A 14,973-nucleotide genomic window follows, 5' to 3' on the forward strand; every position below is an offset into this window, starting at 1 on the left:
TCTACCGCGGGCACAAGGGCCAAGAACTATTCGGTGCCAAGGCTCCATTCCACATCCTGCGAACCCTCGTCACCCGCGCTGCCCTGGATCTGCTCCTTGAGCTTGGCGCTGGCATGGAAGGTGGCGACGCGCCGCTCGCCGATCGGAATAGCCTCGCCGGTACGCGGATTGCGCCCGGGACGCGGCGCCTTCACGCGGATCTGGAAATTGCCGAAGCCCGAGATCTTCACGTCCGTGCCCTCGATCAAGCTGCCGGCGATCAGGTCGAAAAAGGCTTCGACCATGTCCTTGGATTCGCGCTTGTTGAGGCCGATCTGCTCGAACAGGAGATCGGCCAGATGCGCCTTGGTCAGTGCCGGCGTTTCCAGGGCTTCAAGCGTGAAATCCATGAGCTTCATACCCGCAGATGCGCGCCGAGCCGCGCGCTGAGTTGTTCAAGAATCGCGGCCACTGCCGCTTCGACCTGCTCGTCTGTCAGCGTAGCCTCGCCGCTGTAGAAACGCAGGCGTACGGCCATGCTCTTCTCGCCGAGCGCCAGACCGCCAGGGCCGCCCGGCGCATCACGGCCCACGGGCGGGCGATAGATGTCGAACAGCACTGCGTCGCGCAGCAGCGCCGGATCGGCTGCGGAGCGGATGGTGCGCATCAGCGCGTCGTGCGTGATGGCTTCCGCCACCACCACGGCGATGTCGCGCTCCACCGCCTGGTGCTTGGGCACGGGCCGAGCCACGGGCACCGGGCGCGCAACCACGGCGTCGAGGTCGAGCTCGAAGAGCACCGGAGGCTGCGGGAACTCCCATTGCTGGCGCCATCGCGGATGGAGCTCGCCGATGACGCCTACAGGCCGGCCGTCGAGCAGCACGCGCGCGGCGCGGCCGGGATGCAGCGCCGGATGCTCGGTGGACTCGAACGTGGCCGCGCGCGGCGCCAGCAGCGCCTCGACGTCGCCCTTGACGTCGAAGAAGTCTGCGCGCTGCGGCCTGCCGTCCCAACGCTCGGCCTCGGCGTCGCCCCAGGCGAGACCGGCCACACGCATGGGCTGATGCACGCCCTTGACGGTGCTGTCGGTGGTGGCGACCGTGTCGTCACGCAGGAACACCCGCCCCAGTTCGAAAACGCGCACGCGCGGGGCGCGACGGTCGAGGTTGAACTTCAGGACCTGAAGCAGCGAACCGATCAGCGAAGAGCGCATCACGCTCATCTGGCTGGCAATTGGATTCAGCAGCTTGATCGGATTGACGTTGCCCGCGAGCTCCGCTTCCCAGTGCGCCTCGACAAAGCTGAAGTTGATCGTCTCCTGATAACCCAGCGCAGCGAGCCGATGGCGCACGCCGAAATTACTGCGCTGCGACTCGGGGCGCACGCGGGCGGTGATCGGGGCCAGCGGAGGCACGGTGGGCAGGTTGTTGTAGCCGACGAGGCGCGCGACCTCCTCGATCAGGTCTTCCTCGATGAGCAGGTCGAAGCGGTGCGGTGGCGGGGTGACGACCAGCGTGCCTTCACCCTCCTCGACGGGGAAACCCAGCCGACGCAAGGCGTCGCGGCACTGCGCCTGGGTCAGAGCCATGCCGATCACGCGCGCGGCACGCTCGACGCGCAGCGTGACGGACTTCGCCTCGGGCTGCCGCAAGGTCTGGTCATCGATCGGGCCGGGCTGACCCCCGCAGATCTCGACGATCAGCTGGGTAATGCGATCGATGATCTGCACGGTGCGGCTCGGGTCGACGCCGCGCTCGAAGCGATGCCCGGCATCGGTCGAGAAGTTGAAGCGGCGCGCGCGCCCCTGGATGGACTCAGGCCACCAGAAGGCTGCCTCGACGTAGATGTTGCGCGTGTCGTCCGAAACGGCCGTCGCATCGCCGCCCATGATGCCGGCCAGCGACTCGACCTGGCTGCGCTCGTCGGCGATCACGCCGACCTTCTCGTCCAGCGTCACGGTGTTGCCGTTGAGCAGCTTGAGCTGTTCGCTCGCCCTGGCCCAGCGCACGACCAAACCCCCGTTGATCTTGTCCAGATCGAAGACGTGACTGGGCTGACCGTACTCGAACATCACGTAGTTCGAAATATCGACCAGCGGCGACACGCTGCGCTGGCCGCAGCGCGCCAGGCGCTCGACCATCCAGCCCGGCGTCGCGGCCTGGGTGTCGACGCCACGGACGATGCGGCCCGAGAAGCGGCCACACAAGTCAGGGGCCTCGACCTTCACCGGCAGCCTGTCGGGCACTGCGGCGGCCACGGGCGGAATCGGCGGCGTTCTGAGCGGCGCACCGGTCAGCGCCGCGAGCTCGCGCGCAATGCCGTAGACGGAGAGGCCGTGCGCGAGGTTCGGGGTCAGCTTGAGGGTGAGCAGGGTGTCGTCGAGCTTCAGCAGCTCGCGCACGTCGGTGCCGACCGGGGCGTCAGCCGGCAGCTCCAGCAGCCCACCGTGGTCATCGCTGAGCTTGAGCTCGCGCGCCGAGCACAGCATGCCCTGGCTCTCGACGCCGCGCAGCTTGCCGAGCTTGATCTGGAAGGGCTGCCCGTCCTCGCCCGGCGGCAGCTCGGCGCCAACCAGCGCCAGGGGCACCTTGATGCCCGCGCGCGCATTGGGCGCGCCGCACACGATGTTCAGCAGCGTGCCCACTCCCGCATCGACCTGGCACACGCGCAACCGGTCAGCGTTGGGGTGCGGCGCAGCCTCCTTGATTTCGCCGACGACCACCTTGCTGAACGGCGGCGCGGCCGACCGGCGCTCCTCCACCTCGAAGCCACCCATGGTGAGCGTCTCGGCCAGCGTCTCGCTGTCGATGGGCGGGTTGCAGAACTCGCGCAACCAGGACTCGGGGAATTGCATCTCGCGTTCTCGTTCTGTCTGATTATTGAAACTGGTTCAGGAAGCGCAGGTCGCCATCGAAAAACAGGCGCAGGTCGTTCACGCCATAACGCAGCATGGTGAGCCGGTCCGGGCCCATGCCGAAGGCGAAGCCGATGTAGCGCTCTGGGTCCAGGCCCATGTTGCGCACCACCTGCGGATGCACCTGGCCTGAACCCGAGACCTCGAGCCATCGGCCGGCCAAAGGGCCGGTCTGGAACTGGATGTCGATCTCGGCGCTGGGCTCGGTGAAGGGGAAGAAGCTCGGCCTGAAGCGCAGCACCAAGTCGTCGGTCTCGAAGAAGGTGCGACAGAAGTCGGTAAAGATGACCTTCAGGTCCTTGAAGCTGACGTTCTCCCCCAGCCACAGGCCTTCGCACTGGTGGAACATCGGCGAGTGCGTGGCATCGCTGTCGACGCGGTAGGTCCGGCCGGGCGCGATGACCCGAATTTCGGGCGCCTTGACGGTGCCGGTGGTGTCGGCCGCCGCGGCGGCGAATTCGGCAGCGTACTTCTTGATGTGCTGATGTGCGTAGCGCACCTGCATCGGGCTGGTATGCGGACGCAGGTTGTAGGGGATGCCATCCTCGCCGTTGATGTCGACGTAGAAGGTGTCCTGCATCGATCGTGCGGGATGGTTAGGCGGATTGTTGAGCGAGGTGAAGCTGTGCCAGTCGCTCTCGATCTCGGGACCGTCGGCCACATCGAAGCCCATGCTCGAGAAGATGGCCTCGATGCGCTCCATCGTGCGGCTCACCGGATGCAGGCCCCCGCCAGCACGACGGCGGCCCGGAAGCGTGACGTCGAGCGCCTCGGCGCGCAACTGGATGGCGAGCTCTTCGTCGGCGAGTTGCTGGCGGCGGCCGGCCAGCGCGGCCTCGATGGCCTGCTTGGCCACGTTGATCGCGGCGCCGCGCGACTTCTTCTCCTCGACGGACAGCGTGGCCATGCCCTTCATCAGTTCGGTGATGCGGCCGGCCTTGCCGAGGAACTGCGCCTTGGCGTTCTCAAGTTCGGCCGGTGCCTTGGCTTCGGCGAAGGCTGCACGTGCGGTATCGACCAGGGAGTCCAACTCGTTCATGGAAATTCTTGAGCGTGAGAGAAAAAGAGGCCGACGATGCGAATAAAAAAGGGCTGGAGCCCTTTCAAGCGCCAGCCCTTGTACCGTGGGCGCAGGCCGCCTCTCGAGGAGCGGCAACCTGCTTGCGAGATCAAGCAGCCAGCTTGGCCTTGACCTGCTCCACGATGCCGGCAAAAGCGGCCTTGTCGTGCACGGCGATATCGGCCAGGACCTTGCGGTCGATCTCGATACCGGCCTTGCGGATGCCGTTGGCGAACTGGCTGTAAGTCAGGCCCAGTTCACGGGAGGCGGCATTGATACGGGCGATCCACAGTTGGCGGAAAACGCGCTTCTTGGTGCGGCGGTCACGGTAGGCGTATTGGCCCGCCTTCATCACCGCCTGCTTGGCGATGCGGAAGACGTTGCCGCGGCGACCGCGGAAACCCTTGGCAAGTGCGAGAACCTTCTTGTGGCGGGCGCGAGCCGTGACACCACGTTTGACGCGAGGCATGTGTGTACTCCTTGTTCGTCGTGTTAGATGCCGCTGCCGGGCAACATGGCAGCCATCGAGACCATGTTGGTCTCATGCACTGCCGTTGCACCACGCAGGTGACGCTTGTTCTTGGTGGTCTTCTTCGTCAGGATGTGACGCTTGAAGGCTTGACCGCGCTTGACGGTGCCACCGGGACGAACGCGGAAACGCTTTTTCGCGCTGCTCTTGGTCTTCATCTTGGGCATGTGAATGCTCCTTTCGTTTGTGCTCGTGAGGCGCCGGGGATGATTCCCACGGTCTTGTTGGCCCCGAGACACTTCTTCATCCCGCCGCTGCCTGCGCCCGAAGACGCCGGCAGCGGCGAAATCCCTTCAAAACCTGCTACTGCCGCCGCGGCTCAAGCCGCTGCGGGTGCCGTCGTCGGCTCGGTGGCCGGCTTGGCTGCTCCACCGCCGCCCTTCTTGCGACCCGGCGCGATCATCATGATCATTTGCCGACCCTCGAGCTTGGGGAACTGCTCGACCACGATGCTGTCGCCGAGGTCGTCGCGAATGCGCTGCAGCAGGGCCAGGCCGAGCTCCTGGTGCGTGATCTCGCGGCCTCGGAAGCGCAGCGTGATCTTGCATTTGTCGCCCTCATCAAGAAAGCGCCGGATGTTACGCATCTTGATGTTGTAGTCGCCTTCGTCGGTACCGGGCCGGAACTTGATTTCCTTGACCTCGATGACCTTCTGCTTCGACTTCGCCTCGGCGGCCTTTTTCTGCTCGTGGTACTTGAACTTCCCGTACTCGATCAGGCGACAGACCGGCGGATTGGCCGCCGCGACTACTTCCACCAGATCCACGTCTTGCTCGCCGGCCAGCCGCAAGGCCTCGGCAAGACTTACGACACCCAACGGCTCATTCTCGGGGCCGATCAGGCGGACTTCCGGGGCCATGATCTCCCGGTTCAGGCGGTGTTGGCGTTCCTCGCGGTGGCGGCGGTCGCGAAATGCAGTAGCGATGGTCGGATCCTTCAATCAATTTGCTACAAAAATTGTAGCGAACACCTTCGAGTCCACGCCCACAAGCAGCCTGATCGGTCGAAATCAGCCTTTGAACCTGTTCAAATTCAAAGCTTGTGTTGGATGTCGTGAGCAATCTTTTGGGAGAACGCTTCCACCGACATGGCACCGAGATCAAGATTGCCCCGGGCGCGCACTGCGACGGCACCTGTTTCCTTTTCCTTGTCGCCGACGACGAGGATATAAGGAAGCTTTTGCAACGAATGCTTCCGTATTTTATACGTAATCTTTTCGTTGTGCAGGTCAAGCGAAACTCTAAGCCCTTGATTTAGCAGCGTTTTAGCAACTTGAGACGCGTAGTCGGCCTGCCCTTCGCTGATATTGAGCACCGCCACCTGCACCGGCGCCAGCCAGGCAGGCATCGCGCCCGAATGGTGTTCGATCAGCATGCCGATGAAACGCTCCAGGCTGCCGACGATGGCTCGATGCAGCATCACCGGATGAGCCCTGCCGCTCGACTCCGTCACGTACTCGGCGCCCAGGCGCTCGGCCATGTTGAAGTCCACCTGCATCGTGCCGCATTGCCAATGGCGGCCGATGGCGTCGCGCAGCGTGTACTCGATCTTGGGGCCATAGAAAGCGCCTTCGCCGGGCGAAATGACGAAGTCCACACCCGAACGTCGCAAGGCCTCCATCAGCGCACTTTCAGCCCTGTCCCAGAGCTCGTCCGAGCCGATGCGGTTGTCGGGCCGCGTCGCTACCTTGTAGAGGATGTCCTTGAAGCCGAAGTCGGCATACACCTTGAGCAGTTGACCTGTGTAGGCCACGCACTCCTCCAGGATGTGGTCTTCCGTGCAGAAGATGTGGCCGTCGTCCTGCGTGAAGCCACGCACCCGCATGATGCCGTGCAGGCCTCCCGAGGGTTCATTGCGGTGGCACTGCCCGAATTCGCCATAGCGGATCGGCAAGTCGCGGTAGCTGCGCAGGTCGCTTTTGAAGATCAGCACATGGCCCGGGCAGTTCATCGGCTTCAGCGCGTAGTCACGCTTTTCCGACTCCGTCGTGAACATGTTCTCGCGGTAGTTCTGCCAGTGGCCCGTCTTCTCCCACAGGCTCTTGTCGAGGATCTGCGGCCCCTTGACCTCCTGGTACCCCGTGTCGCGATACACCTTCCGCATGTACTGCTCGACCTGCTGCCAGATGGCCCATCCCTTGGGGTGCCAGAACACGACGCCCGGCGCCACCTCGTCGATGTGGAAAAGATCCAGTTCCTTGCCGAGCCGCCGGTGATCGCGCTTCTCGGCCTCTTCGATGCGCCGGATGTAGTCGTCGAGCTGCTTCTTGTCGGCCCATGCCGTGCCGTAGATGCGCTGCAACTGCTCATTGCGCGCATCGCCGCGCCAGTAGGCGCCTGCCAGCTTCGTGAGCTTGAAGACCTTGAGGAAGCGCGTGTTCGGGACGTGCGGACCGCGGCACATGTCGACGTACTCCTGGTGGTAGTACAGCCCCATCGCCTTCTCGTCCGGCATGTCTTCGACCAATCGCAGCTTGTAGTCCTCGCCGCGGGACTTGAAGACCTGGATGACCTCGTCTCGCGGCGTCATCTTCTTCACCACGTCGTAGTCCTGAGAGATCAACTCGCGCATGCGCGCCTCGATCGCCTCCATGTCCTCGGGCGTGAAGGGCCGCTCGTAGGAGATGTCGTAGTAAAAGCCCTCCTCGATCACCGGCCCGATCACCATTTTCGCCGTCGGAAAGAGCTGCTTGACGGCGTGGCCGACCAGATGCGCCGTCGAGTGGCGGATGATCTCCAGGCCTTCGTCGTCCTTGGGCGTGATGATCTGCAGCTTGGCGTCCTGCTCGATCAGGTCGCTCGCATCAACGAGCCGGCCGTCGACCTTGCCGGCCACCGTCATTTTCGCCAGGCCGGGGCCGATGGACTTGGCAACATCGGCCACCGAAACCGGGCCGGGGAACTCGCGGCGCGAGTTGTCGGGAAGCGTGATCTGGATCATGAAAAAACCTCGGCGAGAAAACAAAAAAGCGCGGTCATCGGACCGCGCTTGGGCTTGAGTGAGGGCGCTGGAAGCTCCAGCATGCGCGGCCTACCGGCCTTCTCCTTCAAGAAAAAGGCCGCTCATTTCTTGCGGGGTAGTTCGCGGTGTCATAACCAGGATGCCTTTCTCGCCCTTGTTGCTGCTCTGACGGAAGCTTGTGATTCTAGCGGTTGAGCTCAGGATGCGAGCGCGGTCCACGAGCTGCGCACGGCCGACCGACACGAAAAAAATCCCCGCGGATTCCTCACGCGGGGACCAAGCTCGGTGACAGCGGGATATCAGTGGAATTGCTCTTCCTCGGTCGAACCGGTCAGCGCCGTGACGCTCGACTTGCCGCCCTGGATCACAGTGGTCACCTCGTCGAAGTAGCCGGTGCCGACTTCCTGCTGGTGCGACACGAAGGTGTAACCGCGATCGCGTGCGGCGAACTCCGGCTCCTGCACCTTCTCGACGTACGCCGACATGCCGCGCTGCACGTAATCCTGTGCCAGGTCGAACATGTTGAACCACATCGAATGGATGCCGGCCAGCGTGATGAACTGGTACTTGTAGCCCATGGCGCCAAGCTCCTTCTGGAACTTCGCGATGGTGGCGTCGTCGAGGTTCTTCTTCCAGTTAAACGACGGCGAGCAGTTGTAGGCCAGCATCTTGCCCGGATGCACCTTGTGCACGGCCTCCGCGAACTTGCGCGCGAACTCGAGGTCGGGCGTGCCGGTTTCGCACCAGACCAGGTCCGCATAGTGGGCGTAGGCGATGGCGCGCGAGATCGCTTGGTCGATGCCCTTCTTCGTCTTGTAGAAGCCTTCCGCGGTGCGCTCCCCCGTGAGGAAAGGCTTGTCGTTCTCGTCGTAGTCGCTGGTCAGCAGGTCGGCCGCTTCGGCGTCGGTGCGCGCGATCACCAGCGTCGGGGTCCCGCACACATCGGCCGCCATGCGCGCGGCGATCAGCTTCTGCACCGCTTCCGTCGTCGGCACCAGCACCTTGCCGCCCATGTGGCCGCACTTCTTGACCGAGGCGAGCTGGTCTTCGAAGTGGACACCCCCAGCGCCGGCCTTGATCATGGCCTTCATCAGCTCGAAGCCGTTGAGCACGCCGCCAAAACCCGCCTCGGCGTCGGCCACGATGGGCGCGAAGTAGTCGACGTAACCCTTGTCGCCAGGGTTGGTGCCCTTGGACCATTGAATTTCGTCGGCACGGCGGAAGGTGTTGTTGATGCGCTCCACCACGGTCGGCACCGAGTCCACAGGATAGAGCGACTGGTCGGGGTACATGGCGGCGTAGCTGTTGTTGTCAGCCGCGACCTGCCAGCCCGACAGGTAGATCGCCTTGATCCCAGCCTTGACCTGCTGCATCGCCTGGCCACCGGTGAGCGCACCGAGGCAATTGACGTAGGGCTCGTTGTTCACCAAGTCCCACAGCTTCTCGGCGCCCCGGCGCGCGATCGTGTACTCGATCGGGAAGGAGCCGCGCAGGCGCACCACGTCGGCAGCGCTATAGCCCCGCTTGATGCCCTTCCAGCGCGGGTTGGTCGCCCATTCTTTTTCGAGGGCGGCGATTTGCTGTTCCCGGCTCAGTTGTTCGGTGATGGTTTGAGGCATGGTCACTCCAAGGGTTGATTGAGGGTTGGCGCTGTGGCCTTGGGAGCAACTTTAAGGCAGTGCTTCCTGTCTTATGTCTTATAGAAGACTTATTTTTTCTCGATCAAAATCAACGACTTTGAAGACGCTTTTCTCAATGCGGAACTACTTTTCTCATATCGAGAAAAAATATTGCGACGCAACATACGATCTTTTCGCGATGCGGAACGACTTCTTCGGTCATGAAAACGGGACCGCCCGGTCGAACCAGTCGCCCGATGCGATCACTCGGCGTCCTGCGATTCGATCGGGGTGGATCTCGTAGACCAAGCACAGGAGCTCCGTCGAGCCGGCCTGCACCCACACTTCGCGCTTGATGTATTCGCCGCCATCGTCAGGCCGCACCTCCTCGAGTTGATCGAGCAGCGCCTCGAGCGCCGGCGCAATGGCATAGATCTCGCCGACCAGTTCGTCGCTGCCGCCAAGCACCGCACCGGGATAGCTGCCCAGGTCGTACAGCGTGCCTCGGATAACCGCTTCCGCCACGTAGCGCGGCGCCGGCCGGAAGCGCGCGATATCGTTTCGCCCACCGCGCCGCAAGGTGCCGTAGACGAACACATGTCGGGGCTCGAAAGGTGAATGCGGCATCATCATCGGCTCGTCTTCGCAACACGACCAGTCTATTGAACTCCGTACTCGCCGCGCCTGGCCGCCTCGTCGCCTACGGCTGCCTGGCCCTCAGCATGTCGCTGGTCGGCAGCTACGTCGCGCTGTCCAAGCCGCTGGTCGTCGCCTTCCCGGTGTTCCTGCTTGCCTGGCTTCGCTTCGGCATCGCCGCGCTCGCGATGCCGCATTGGCTGCGCCGTCCGCCGGACGAACCGACAATGACGCCCCGCACGCGCGGCCTGGTCTTCCTCGAGTCCTTCCTCGGCAACTTCCTGTTCTCGATCTGCATGTTGTTCGGCGTGAGCCTCACCAGCGCCGTCTCGGCGGGCGTGATCATGGCCTCGATCCCCGCCATGGTCGCGATCGGCAGCCGGGTCTTCCTGCGCGAGAGCATCACGACGCGGACGGCGCTCGCCATCGCTTGTGCGGCCGGCGGCATCGGCCTGCTCGCGCTTGCGCCCTCGCAGCCCTCCGCCCACTCGGGTAGCACCACCGCCCCCTCGATGCCCTGGCTCGGCAACCTCCTGGTGTTCTGCGCGGTCCTCTGCGAGGCAGCTTACGCGGTGATCGGCAAGTCGCTCACGGGCAAGCTCGGTCCCAAGCGCATCTCCTCCCTGATCAACCTCTGGGGCTTCGTGCTCTCGACGCCACTGGGCTTGTGGTTCGCGCTGCGCTTCGACTTCGGCGCTGTTCCGCTCGGGCTGTGGGCGCTGCTCGTGGTCTATGCGCTGGCAGCGAGCATCTGGACGGTGTGGCTCTGGATGACCGGGCTCAAGGGAGTACCGGCCTCGCAGGCGGGCGTGTTCACCGTGATGCTGCCCGTGAGCGCGGCCATGGTCGGCGTGCTCGTGCTCGGCGAAAACCTGTCGCTGCTGCAGCTATGCGCCTTCGCATTTGCATTGCTCGGCGTGGTGCTCGCAACCTGGCCTTCGCGCCGCGCTGAAGCGCGGCGCGGTGCCTGAAGGCACTCCAGAGTGCGAAGCACTCCCTTCTCTCCTCTGAAAAAACAACAGCTCCCAATGAAAAAGTCCCTTTTTCCCTTGGAAACACGTTTTTTCTCCTTTAGCATCCGCAGTGCCAGTGGAGACACCGTTTTCATTGGTGAAAAGTGACCAATCCAAAAAGGAAATCAACCATGGCAACTGCAAAGAAGGCTCCGGCCAAGAAAGCGCCTGCGAAGAAGGCTGCTCCTGCAAAGAAGGCCGCCGCGCCGGCCAAGAAGGCTGCTCCGGCGAAGAAGGCGGCACCCGCCAAGAAGGCGGCTCCTGCCAAGAAGGCTGCTGCGAAGAAGGCTCCCGCCAAGAAGCGCACGCCCAATGCCGCGTTCATGAAGGCCTTGACCCCCAGCCCGGCGCTCGCCGCCGTCGTGGGTCCGACGCCTCTGCCGCGCACCGCCGTCGTCAGCAAGCTGTGGGACTACATCAAGAAGAACAACCTGCAAGACAAGGCCAACAAGCGCAACATCAACGCTGACGCCAAGCTGAAGGAAATCTTCGGCAAGCCGCAAGTGTCGATGTTCGAGCTCGCCTCGCTGATCGGCAAGCACGTAAAGTGACCTCCCGAGCGCCTCAGGCGCTTCAAGAAAAAAGCCGGCGCATGCCGGCTTTTTTCTTGAAGACGCCCGGCGCCTGCAGCAGCTCAATGACTGCTGCGCGCCTGCGCTGCCTTGGTGATGACCGACAACGTGCCGCGCGTGGTGATCACCTCGGGGTCGAGCGGGATCTCGATGAGCGTGCCGACGTCGGCCGCCAGCGCACGCAGCAACGCTGCCTCGAATTGCGCGGTTTCGGTGACGCGCTCCGCCGCGTAGCCGTAGGCGCGCGCCAGTGCGCAGAAGTCCGGATTGGCCAGCGCCGTACCGCTCACCTTGGCCGGGTACTCGCGCTCCTGGTGCATGCGGATGGTGCCGAACATGCCGTTGTTGAGCAGCACGATGATGCTCTTGCCGCCATGCTGCGAGGCCGTGGCGAGCTCCTGCCCGTTCATCAGGAAGTCGCCATCGCCTGCGATGGTGAAGGCGGTGCGGCCCGTCGCGATGTTCGCCGCAATCCCCGCGGGCACGCCGTAGCCCATGGCACCGCTGGTCGGCGCCAGCTGCGTCTTGTGGCCTTTGGCGAGGCCGTGGTAGCGGAAGTACCGGTGCACCCAGCTGGCAAAGTTGCCAGCCCCGTTGGTAATGGCCGCGTCGGCGGGCAGGTGCTGCTGCAGGGTGCGCACCACCGCCGCCATGTCCACCGCACCGCGCGGCGACTCGGCCGGCAGCCCGGCCAGTGCCTGCGGCTCGAGGTTGGCGAGGTAGTCGGCATGCAGCTGTGCGGCCCAAGGCTCCCAGGGCACTTCGGCCGGCGGGCTCAGCACCTCGAGGCTGCGCGCCGCGGCGCTCATGCCGGCGTTGATGGCGAGGTCGGCCTGGTAGACGCGGTTGAGCTCCTCGGCACTCGCATGGAAGTGAACCAGCGTATGCGCCGGCCGGGGCGCCTCCAGCAGCGCATAGCCGCCTGTCGTCATCTCGCCCAGCCGCGGCCCGATGGCCACCACCAGGTCGCTGTGCTTCACATGCTCGGCCAGCTTGGGATTGATAGCGATGCCCACGTCGCCGGCGTAGAGCGGGTGATGGTTGTCGAAGGTGTCCTGGAAGCGGAAAGCGTTCGCCACCGGCAGCTTCCAGCTTTCGGCAAAGCGCTGCAGGGCCTGCGCTGCCTGCACGGTCCAGCCGCCGCCGCCGGCGATCACCAGCGGACGCTGCGCTTTGATCAACAACTCGCGCAGGGTCCGCAGCGCGCCCGGATCGCTCCACGGCTGAACCGCCTCCACGCGCGCCAGCGGCCGGGCCGAGGTCATGCTGCGCAGCATGTCCTCGGGCAGCACCAGGACAACCGGACCCGGCCGCCCGTTCATGGCCGTCGCGAAGGCGCGCGCCACGTATTCGGGAATGCGGTCGGCATCGTCGATGCGCTCCACGCGCTTGGCGAAGCCCTTGGTGCTCGGGCCGAGAAAGCTGCCGTAGTCGACCTCCTGGAACGCCTCGCGGTCCCGAAAGTCGCTGCCGACATCGCCCACGAAGAGCACCATCGGCGTCGAGTCCTGGAAGGCGTTGTGCACGCCGATCGAGGCGTTGGTCGCCCCCGGACCGCGCGTCACGAAGCAGATGCCGGGCCGCCCGGTCAATTTGCCGTGCGCTTCGGCCATGAAAGCCGCTCCGCCTTCCTGGCGATTGACGATGAAGCGGATGCGGTCGGCATAGGCGTGAAAGCCATCCAGAACCGCCAGGAAACTTTCGCCCGGCACGCCGAAGGCAAGCTCGACTCCTTGCTCGATCAGGCACTCGACGATCAGGTGGCCTGCGGTTTGCGACGAACTCATGGACGGGCGCCTCTCTGCTGCAATATCAAAAGGAGCGGCGATTATCCGCACACCGCAGGAATACTTGCCTTAATTCCCCAGTTGGTTAAATTTCACCCATGAAGACGCCGCCTACAGCGCCCATCGAACCCCGCTCTCGTGACGCCGACCGATCGCAGCTCGCCATCCTCGACTCGGCCCGCGACGAGTTCGCGCAGCGCGGCCTGGCCGGCGCACGCATGGACAGCATCGCCGAGCGCGCCGGGCTCAACAAGCGCCTGATCTACTACTACTTCGGCAGCAAGGACGATCTGTTCCTCGCGGTACTCGAGCGCACCTATGCCAATATCCGCGATGCCGAGCAGCAACTGCACCTGGACGAGGTCGAACCGGTCGAGGCGATCCGGCGCCTGGTCTCGTTCACCTGGCACTACTACCTCGAGCACCCCGAGTTCATCACGCTGCTCAACAGCGAGAACCTGCACCGGGCCGCCCACCTCAAGCGCTCCGGGCGCATCCAGGAAATGAACTCGCCGCTGGTGCAACTGCTCGACGGCGTGCTCGAGCGCGGCCGGCGCGAGAAGCTCTTCCGCTCCGGCATCGATCCGGTGCAGCTGTACATCTCCATTGCCGCGATCTGCTACTTCTACCTGTCGAACAACGACACGCTGTCGGCCATCTTCGGCCGCGACCTGCGCGCGCCCAAGGCCATGGCGCAGCGCCTGTCGCACATGACCGACCTGGTGCTGGGCTACGTCCTGCACTGATAGGGGTATCTCCTAGGGCCGAGCCGTTGACGGGCTCGCGAACGGATTCCTAGAATTGCCAATTCACTTTTTGGTGAATTGCAGTTTTTTCGGTTCGCCGTTCAGTCCACGCCAACAGGAACAGACCCAGTGCCCATCACCACCCGCCGCCATGCCTTCTTTGCCACGCTGGCGCTCTGCACCGCGCTCGGCGTCAACGCGCAGGGCGCCTATCCGAACAAGCCGATCCGCGTGATCGTGCCTTTCGCCGCCGGCAGCACCACCGACATCATTGCCCGAGCCATCGCCGACAAGATGGGCACCAGCATGGGCCAGACGCTGGTGATCGACAACCGAGGCGGAGCCAGCGGCACCATCGGCCAGCAGGCCGTTGCCACGGCGGCGCCGGATGGCTACACGATCATGATCCACTCGTCCTCGCACACGGTCAGCCCTTCGACCTTCGCCAAGCTGCCCTTCGACACGGTGGGCGATTTCGCAGGCGTCACGCCGATCTCCTCGCTGCCCAACGCGCTGGTGATCTCGCCCTCGAAGAACATCAAGACGCTGAAGGACCTGGTCGCAACTGCCAAGGCCAAGCCCGGCACGGTGAACTTCGCCTCGGCGGGCCAGGGCAGCGCCACACATCTGAACGCTGAAAAATTCAAGATGGCGGCCAACATCGATGCCACCAACATCCCCTTCAAGGGTTCGGCCGAAGCCGTGACCGAGGTGCTGGCCGGCCGCGTCGACTACTACTTCTCGCCCATCGCTCCGGTGATCGGCCAGATCAAGGAGGGCCAGCTCCTGGCCCTGGCCGTGGGCTCGCCCAAGCGCGCCGCCGCCCTGCCCGATGTGCCCACCACCGCCGAGGCGGGCGTGCCCGGCTCGGAATTCAACTTCTGGATCGGGATGATGGCCCCGGCCAAGACGCCGCGCGACGTGGTCAACCGCCTGCACGACGAAGTGGCGAAGGCACTCGCCAGCCCCGAGGTCAAGGAGCGTTTCCTCAAGCTGGGCGCCGATGCCTGGACGCTCAAGCCCGAGCAGTTCGACGCCTATATCAAGGAAGAGATCGCCAGCAATGCCAAGCTGGTGAAGGCCGCAGGCCTCTCGCCCCAGTGAGCTTCCCACGCATTTCCCCGACCCCTCTTTCCTTCTTCTTGTTCTTCATTCGG

General features: G+C 64.2%; 14 protein-coding genes. 4 read left to right on the forward strand and 10 right to left on the reverse strand.

All coding sequences use genetic code 11. The features are described from left to right. Positions 1-26: 26 nt before the first annotated feature. The 9 genes from E5CHR_RS21505 to E5CHR_RS21545 all read right to left on the reverse strand — a co-directional run bounded on the left by E5CHR_RS21505 (position 27) and on the right by E5CHR_RS21545 (position 9,692). On the reverse strand, positions 27-389 hold the full coding sequence (locus E5CHR_RS21505; protein ID WP_443083089.1) for an integration host factor subunit alpha: 363 nt from the start codon (positions 387-389) through the stop codon (positions 27-29). Positions 390-394: 5 nt separating this feature from the next. Continuing rightward, the gene (gene pheT, locus E5CHR_RS21510) at positions 395-2,833 is read right to left on the reverse strand and encodes a phenylalanine--tRNA ligase subunit beta (RefSeq protein ID WP_162581729.1); all 2,439 of its coding nucleotides are present in this window, start codon (positions 2,831-2,833) and stop codon (positions 395-397) included. 22 nt (positions 2,834-2,855) lie between these two features. Next, the gene (pheS, locus tag E5CHR_RS21515) at positions 2,856-3,932 is read right to left on the reverse strand and encodes a phenylalanine--tRNA ligase subunit alpha (protein ID WP_162581730.1); all 1,077 of its coding nucleotides are present in this window, start codon (positions 3,930-3,932) and stop codon (positions 2,856-2,858) included. 130 nt (positions 3,933-4,062) lie between these two features. Further along, positions 4,063-4,422 (reverse strand): 50S ribosomal protein L20, encoded by a 360-nt coding sequence (gene rplT / locus E5CHR_RS21520; protein WP_028253492.1) that lies wholly within the window; start codon positions 4,420-4,422, stop codon positions 4,063-4,065. Between the two features lie 23 nt (positions 4,423-4,445). After that, a complete protein-coding gene (gene rpmI, locus E5CHR_RS21525; protein ID WP_028253491.1) occupies positions 4,446-4,649 on the reverse strand; it encodes a 50S ribosomal protein L35 in 204 nt (67 codons plus the stop codon). 152 nt (positions 4,650-4,801) lie between these two features. Next, positions 4,802-5,407: a translation initiation factor IF-3 gene (gene infC, locus E5CHR_RS21530; RefSeq protein ID WP_269474088.1), complete on the reverse strand. Its 606-nt coding sequence runs from the start codon at positions 5,405-5,407 to the stop codon at positions 4,802-4,804. Between the two features lie 107 nt (positions 5,408-5,514). Beyond that, positions 5,515-7,422 (reverse strand): threonine--tRNA ligase, encoded by a 1,908-nt coding sequence (gene thrS / locus E5CHR_RS21535; RefSeq protein ID WP_162581732.1) that lies wholly within the window; start codon positions 7,420-7,422, stop codon positions 5,515-5,517. Between the two features lie 320 nt (positions 7,423-7,742). Further along, on the reverse strand, positions 7,743-9,062 hold the full coding sequence (gene aceA, locus E5CHR_RS21540; RefSeq protein ID WP_162581733.1) for an isocitrate lyase: 1,320 nt from the start codon (positions 9,060-9,062) through the stop codon (positions 7,743-7,745). 219 nt (positions 9,063-9,281) lie between these two features. Next, a complete protein-coding gene (locus E5CHR_RS21545) occupies positions 9,282-9,692 on the reverse strand; it encodes a gamma-glutamylcyclotransferase family protein (protein ID WP_443083090.1) in 411 nt (136 codons plus the stop codon). A 92-nt stretch (positions 9,693-9,784) separates the two neighbouring features. On the opposite strand from E5CHR_RS21545, the gene E5CHR_RS21550 reads away from it, so the two are divergent. Continuing rightward, positions 9,785-10,669 (forward strand): DMT family transporter, encoded by an 885-nt coding sequence (locus tag E5CHR_RS21550; RefSeq protein ID WP_174255800.1) that lies wholly within the window; start codon positions 9,785-9,787, stop codon positions 10,667-10,669. Between the two features lie 173 nt (positions 10,670-10,842). Beyond that, positions 10,843-11,262 (forward strand): SWIB/MDM2 domain-containing protein, encoded by a 420-nt coding sequence (locus E5CHR_RS21555; protein WP_162581736.1) that lies wholly within the window; start codon positions 10,843-10,845, stop codon positions 11,260-11,262. Between the two features lie 83 nt (positions 11,263-11,345). Here E5CHR_RS21555 and E5CHR_RS21560 read toward each other — a convergent pair whose 3' ends face one another. Next, on the reverse strand, positions 11,346-13,070 hold the full coding sequence (locus E5CHR_RS21560) for a thiamine pyrophosphate-binding protein (protein ID WP_162581737.1): 1,725 nt from the start codon (positions 13,068-13,070) through the stop codon (positions 11,346-11,348). Positions 13,071-13,168: 98 nt separating this feature from the next. Here E5CHR_RS21560 and E5CHR_RS21565 point away from each other — a divergent pair, with 98 nt between their 5' ends. Next, positions 13,169-13,816 carry a TetR/AcrR family transcriptional regulator gene (locus tag E5CHR_RS21565; protein ID WP_162581738.1) on the forward strand — a complete coding sequence of 216 codons (648 nt, stop codon included), beginning with the start codon at positions 13,169-13,171 and terminating at the stop codon, positions 13,814-13,816. A gap of 168 nt (positions 13,817-13,984) precedes the next feature. Further along, entirely contained in the window at positions 13,985-14,920 is a 936-nt protein-coding gene (locus tag E5CHR_RS21570) for a tripartite tricarboxylate transporter substrate binding protein (protein WP_232062315.1), read from the forward strand. Positions 14,921-14,973 lie beyond the last annotated feature (53 nt).

This window comes from Variovorax sp. PBS-H4 (assembly GCF_901827205.1).
Classification (GTDB): Bacteria; Pseudomonadota; Gammaproteobacteria; order Burkholderiales; family Burkholderiaceae_C; genus Variovorax.

Bases quoted from the DNA above. Each gene is read 5' to 3' on its own strand.
- E5CHR_RS21545 (WP_443083090.1), bottom strand. From the start codon at position 9,692: ATGATGCCGCATTCACCTTTCGAGCCCCGACATGTGTTCGTCTACGGC.
- E5CHR_RS21550 (WP_174255800.1), top strand. From the start codon at position 9,785: ATGTCGCTGGTCGGCAGCTACGTCGCGCTGTCCAAGCCGCTGGTCGTC.
- pheT (WP_162581729.1), bottom strand. From the start codon at position 2,833: ATGCAATTCCCCGAGTCCTGGTTGCGCGAGTTCTGCAACCCGCCCATC.
- aceA (WP_162581733.1), bottom strand. From the start codon at position 9,062: ATGCCTCAAACCATCACCGAACAACTGAGCCGGGAACAGCAAATCGCC.
- rplT (WP_028253492.1), bottom strand. From the start codon at position 4,422: ATGCCTCGCGTCAAACGTGGTGTCACGGCTCGCGCCCGCCACAAGAAG.
- pheS (WP_162581730.1), bottom strand. From the start codon at position 3,932: ATGAACGAGTTGGACTCCCTGGTCGATACCGCACGTGCAGCCTTCGCC.
- E5CHR_RS21565 (WP_162581738.1), top strand. From the start codon at position 13,169: ATGAAGACGCCGCCTACAGCGCCCATCGAACCCCGCTCTCGTGACGCC.
- rpmI (WP_028253491.1), bottom strand. From the start codon at position 4,649: ATGCCCAAGATGAAGACCAAGAGCAGCGCGAAAAAGCGTTTCCGCGTT.
- thrS (WP_162581732.1), bottom strand. From the start codon at position 7,422: ATGATCCAGATCACGCTTCCCGACAACTCGCGCCGCGAGTTCCCCGGC.
- E5CHR_RS21555 (WP_162581736.1), top strand. From the start codon at position 10,843: ATGGCAACTGCAAAGAAGGCTCCGGCCAAGAAAGCGCCTGCGAAGAAG.
- E5CHR_RS21560 (WP_162581737.1), bottom strand. From the start codon at position 13,070: ATGAGTTCGTCGCAAACCGCAGGCCACCTGATCGTCGAGTGCCTGATC.
- E5CHR_RS21505 (WP_443083089.1), bottom strand. From the start codon at position 389: ATGGATTTCACGCTTGAAGCCCTGGAAACGCCGGCACTGACCAAGGCG.